The following is a 4,351-nucleotide window of genomic DNA, read 5'->3' on the forward strand; positions in this document are numbered from 1 at the left end:
TTCACTTACTTTAACTTACCGCGCCCTGTTTATTTGTAAATTAATTGAGGCGACAACTATCCTGACACAGGGGGATAGTGGTCGAGATGTCACTTGGCAAGCTTTAAAATATGCGTCTTATTGTTCTAGTTTAAATAAAAAGCAAATCTTAAAAATATATCAAGATTACCTAGATCGCCATTTAACAGGTGAGTTTGTAGCATCGGAGAGTCTTTGTGAATTTCTTGAAGTACTCGATTTAGACGAGGTTGTTTTAAACTCAGGTAATACTCAACGTCTTATTCTTGTTGCGGCTAACTATAGAAAAGAAGTAACTAGTACGGCTTTATGGTTATTAAGTCATGGAATTCAAGTGCAATGCTTTAAGGTTACACCTTACGCAATGAATTTAGACAATGTTACCAATAAAGACCTTTTCCTTAATGTCGAGCAAATTGTTCCTCCATTAGAAGTCGAAGAGCTCATGATCAGTATGAGTGAGAAAAATAATGAGGAAAAGTCAACTCGTAAAGAAATAAAAAATCGTCATATTGTTCGTAGTGAGTTTTGGGCTCAAGCCTTACCAGAAATAAAGAAGAGTAACTTCAATTTTTTCGATAATCAAAGTATTACTAATAACGCTAGGATTCGAGGTAAAGCGTATCATGCAGGTGTTTATTATGGCATAACTTTTTTACAAAAACAGATTCGTATCGAGGTAATATTGAAACACTCAAACGAAGAAGTAAATAAGAAATTATTCGATGCCTTAATTACGCAGAAAGATACAATCGAGGGCGTTTATGGAAGCTCTCTAGAATGGCATCGTAAAGACGGTCAAAAGGCTAGCAGAATACAAGATAATTACGATTTTGATGGGCTAGATAAAGATAAATGGTCTGAAGTTATACAGATGATTATTGTAAAATTGGAGCTATTTGAAAGAGCCGTTGCACCTTGTTTTGAAAAGTTAAAAGTATCAATGTAAATACGCTAATTACTGCTCAAAGCTTAATCTGCTATTAAGTCAATCTGAGCCAACAAGACCGTTTTAAAAACGGTCCTGTTGACTTTAATCTTTTACAAGCCATATATTTGTTAGATTCTTGGAGTCCATCAGTTCATTTATTTGTATTATTTTTAAATAAGCACGTTGGTTTTTATTATGCTTTTGACTAATACCAAGCTTGGAGTTTTCGAATGTAACCGGTGTGACACTGATATAGTGAAAACTATCTAACCTTATGAGTATTTTATTAAGCTTTTCGCTGCTAATACTTGTATTTAGTGTTTTTCCTAATAGTTTATATAGTGGAACGTCATTTACTTCTACTAAAGACTCTGTATTTCCCTCAGCTATCCAAAAACCATAATCATCCCCAAAGTTATCAAGATTTATTTCATTGGTACTACAGGTAAAAACCATCTCATAACAAAAATACCCTTGAAAAAGTTCATAGAGTGCTAATAAGATTTTTACCTCTAATGGTTGTAAGTGAGGATTGGAGATAACATTTTTTGTAAAGCAGTCTTGGTCATCTCTTAGTTTATGGAAAGCAAAGAGACCACTTTCAGGGTCATCATTATCACGTTCATGATTGTTTATAGTATGCGTCTGTAGAAGAGGCCTATGGATATACATTTCTCCGTTTTTATGTCTGGCATAATATTTTTCGGATTCGATATCTTGATGTTTATTTTTGAGAACTATCGGGTTCTTTGTCGATCCTAAATTTACATTTCCCATAAGAGTCCAAAAAAACTTTATAGCTTTATTTATGCCTCTGCAGGGCCTAAAAAACAAGGGGTTAATAAAAAAACAAACCGAAAGAAAACAAAAAAATAAAAAACTAACATTATCAATGTACTATGCGTTTATTTTGAGGCAGGTTTGTGGGTACGTTACTGTTTTCTGCTTAGTAATATAGCTACATCAGTTACTAACTACTAGGTACACAGCATGAACACGACCCCCCAATTAAAACGTATTGTGGCACACTTTGCCACTGAATTATTAGAAGAGTTTGACACAGAAGAGCTTTGGCACGATAAGCTATTTAAAAAGGCTTTATGTAACATTTCTGGTTTTAGTTATACAAATTTACAGGGCTTAGATGTTGATGATTTGATAGCCCGATTAGATCATTTAGCAATAAACACAATATCTAAAACGTTACAAAAAAATGTGCATATATTTTGTACAGCGTTTGATTTGCCAAAAATGGTTACTCCATTAGTTATTTTTTCGTGCTGTATGACGCTCAGTAAACCATTACGCGAACTTGTTGAATACTTACGTGACGATTACGCGAGCGTTATTTTAGAAAAAATAGCTAATGTGCTTGATATTGATGAAGCACTACTCAACAAACAAATAAGTTTAATTATTGAATCTGGCATGTATTCAATGGATATGGAGATATTTGCTGGGGAAGATGAGTTTTTAATATTACCAAACGCAATTGCTAAAAGCCTTCTCGAGGGTAAATTAAATAGTGAAAGTGATATTTTATCTAACTTGGTTACCCCTTGTGAAGCTTCTGAACTTAGCTCTGCTGATTTATCTCACTTAGATTTAAATACTTTGCTTAAAGCTACGCAAAACGCAACAAAGAGCGGAGGGCAACCATTGAGTATTTTATTTTATGGTGTGCCAGGTTCGGGTAAAACTTCATTGGCGAAATATTTAGCGCAAATGTGTAACTCGCAGTTGCTAAAGGTGCAAGCTAAAGGTAGTAACTTAATAAACCCAACAAACGAGCTCGATAGCCGAAGTGCAAGTTCTGAGCTGCGTTTAGAGCACTTTAATGTGGTGAGTAAGTTGGTAGGTAAGCGTAAAAAAACAATGTTGTTATTGGATGAGTGTGAAAACATTTTTGAGCGTGATTTATTCTCTAAAAGCTTCTCAAAAGAGCTACTTCATACTTACATTGAAAATCATCCTGTGGTGAGTATTTGGATCACTAATCATCTAGAAGAGTTACCACAAAGCATTATTAGGCGATTTAATATTGTTTACGAAATTCCTGAGCTAAACAAAACAACTAAAGAAAAAATGATTGGCAAATATGTAAAAGGTTTGAGTGTTGGTAACAGTTTTATAAGTAAATTAGCTACTCAACAAAACTTACTGCCAGCTCATATTGCTAAAGCTGTTCATGTAGCTAGGTTATGCGGATTTAAAGCACAAACCGCGCGTGACTGCATAGAAGAGAATATTCAAGATACTTTAACTGCATGCGGCTTTTCAGCTCACGAGCTGACTTATCAAGCAGCGCAAAAGTTTAACCCTAAAATGGTAAATATAGAGTCTGAATATGCATCACTCGAACAGGTAGAAGAAGCTGTAATAGAGTATTCTAGTTCACGAACTCTGCTAACGGGCCCGCCAGGTACCGGTAAAACAGCCTTTGTAAATTATTTATGCGAAAAAGCTAATTTTAAACTTATTTCGGTAAAAGCATCTGACTTACTTAGCAAATGGGTTGGCGAAAATGAACAAAACATTGCTCAACTATTTAAACAAGCTACACAAGAAGGAAGTGCAATATTTATTGATGAAGCTGATAGCTTGTTGTGTAGTCGTGAACAAGCGACGGCAAATTGGGAAGTGCAAACAGTTAATGAGTTATTATGCCAGATGGAGCAATTTCAACTCCCACTTTTTGCTGCGACTAACTTTGCTAAAAACTTAGATAAAGCGGTAATGAGGCGATTTGATTTTAATTTAAACTTAACTTATCTAACTGAAAAGCAGACAAAAATGTTATTTAAAGATACATTGAGAGTACGTACTTTAAAAAAGACACTTGTTAATAACTTAACCGAACTAACGATGCTAACACCTGGTGATTTTGCAATCGTTAAACGGCAAATGATCTTTTCAAAAAAAACCATTAGTCAAGAACGAGCTTTATCTGTATTACAAGAGCTAAATGGTTTGAAAGCTGGCTCAAAGCGGAAAATTGGGTTTGTTTAACTTAATGTAGTGATATTTTAAAAATTAATTCAAAGGATCAACGATGACTAAAGCAACTAAGATACAAGTCCTGGATACAATTTTAGACTCAATTCAAGAAAGTTTAGAAAAAGCGCATCAATTAACGGGTGTCACATATAGACAAATGCCAGAATACTTTCTAAATGTGAGTATAGTAAATGCTCTATGCAGCAAATTTCCAAACCTAGGGTATAGGTTAGAGATACCAGTTCGAGAGGTATTGGGGAGTTTTGGCCTTGACAAAACCAGCAATGATCTAGATTTAAGAATTGGCGGAAAATTTGATATAGCAATAATCCCCCTGTGTCAGGATAGTTGTCGCCTCAATTAATTTACAAATAAACAGGGCGCGGTAAGTTAAAGTAAGTGAAT

The 4,351-nt window shown here is 34.6% G+C and carries 4 protein-coding genes; 3 read left to right on the plus strand and 1 reads right to left on the minus strand.

Features of this window, described 5'->3' with window-relative positions; genetic code table 11:
* A partial coding sequence (locus I6F53_RS19845) for a DUF4268 domain-containing protein (RefSeq protein ID WP_197240902.1) occupies positions 1-967 on the plus strand: 967 nt, incomplete at its 5' end.
* Positions 968-1,051: 84 nt separating this feature from the next.
* On the opposite strand, the gene I6F53_RS19850 is transcribed toward I6F53_RS19845, so the two are convergent.
* Positions 1,052-1,726 carry a hypothetical protein gene (locus I6F53_RS19850; protein ID WP_197240903.1) on the minus strand — a complete coding sequence of 225 codons (675 nt, stop codon included), beginning with the start codon at positions 1,724-1,726 and terminating at the stop codon, positions 1,052-1,054.
* A 213-nt stretch (positions 1,727-1,939) separates the two neighbouring features.
* Between I6F53_RS19850 and I6F53_RS19855 the strand changes: the two genes are divergently transcribed.
* Both I6F53_RS19855 and I6F53_RS19860 read left to right on the plus strand, forming a co-directional pair.
* Positions 1,940-3,958 carry an AAA family ATPase gene (locus I6F53_RS19855; RefSeq protein ID WP_197240904.1) on the plus strand — a complete coding sequence of 673 codons (2,019 nt, stop codon included), beginning with the start codon at positions 1,940-1,942 and terminating at the stop codon, positions 3,956-3,958.
* Positions 3,959-4,001: 43 nt separating this feature from the next.
* Entirely contained in the window at positions 4,002-4,310 is a 309-nt protein-coding gene (locus I6F53_RS19860) for a hypothetical protein (protein ID WP_197240905.1), read from the plus strand.
* Positions 4,311-4,351 lie beyond the last annotated feature (41 nt).

Source organism: Pseudoalteromonas sp. SWN29, from assembly GCF_015864465.1.
Taxonomy (GTDB): domain Bacteria; phylum Pseudomonadota; class Gammaproteobacteria; order Enterobacterales; family Alteromonadaceae; genus Pseudoalteromonas.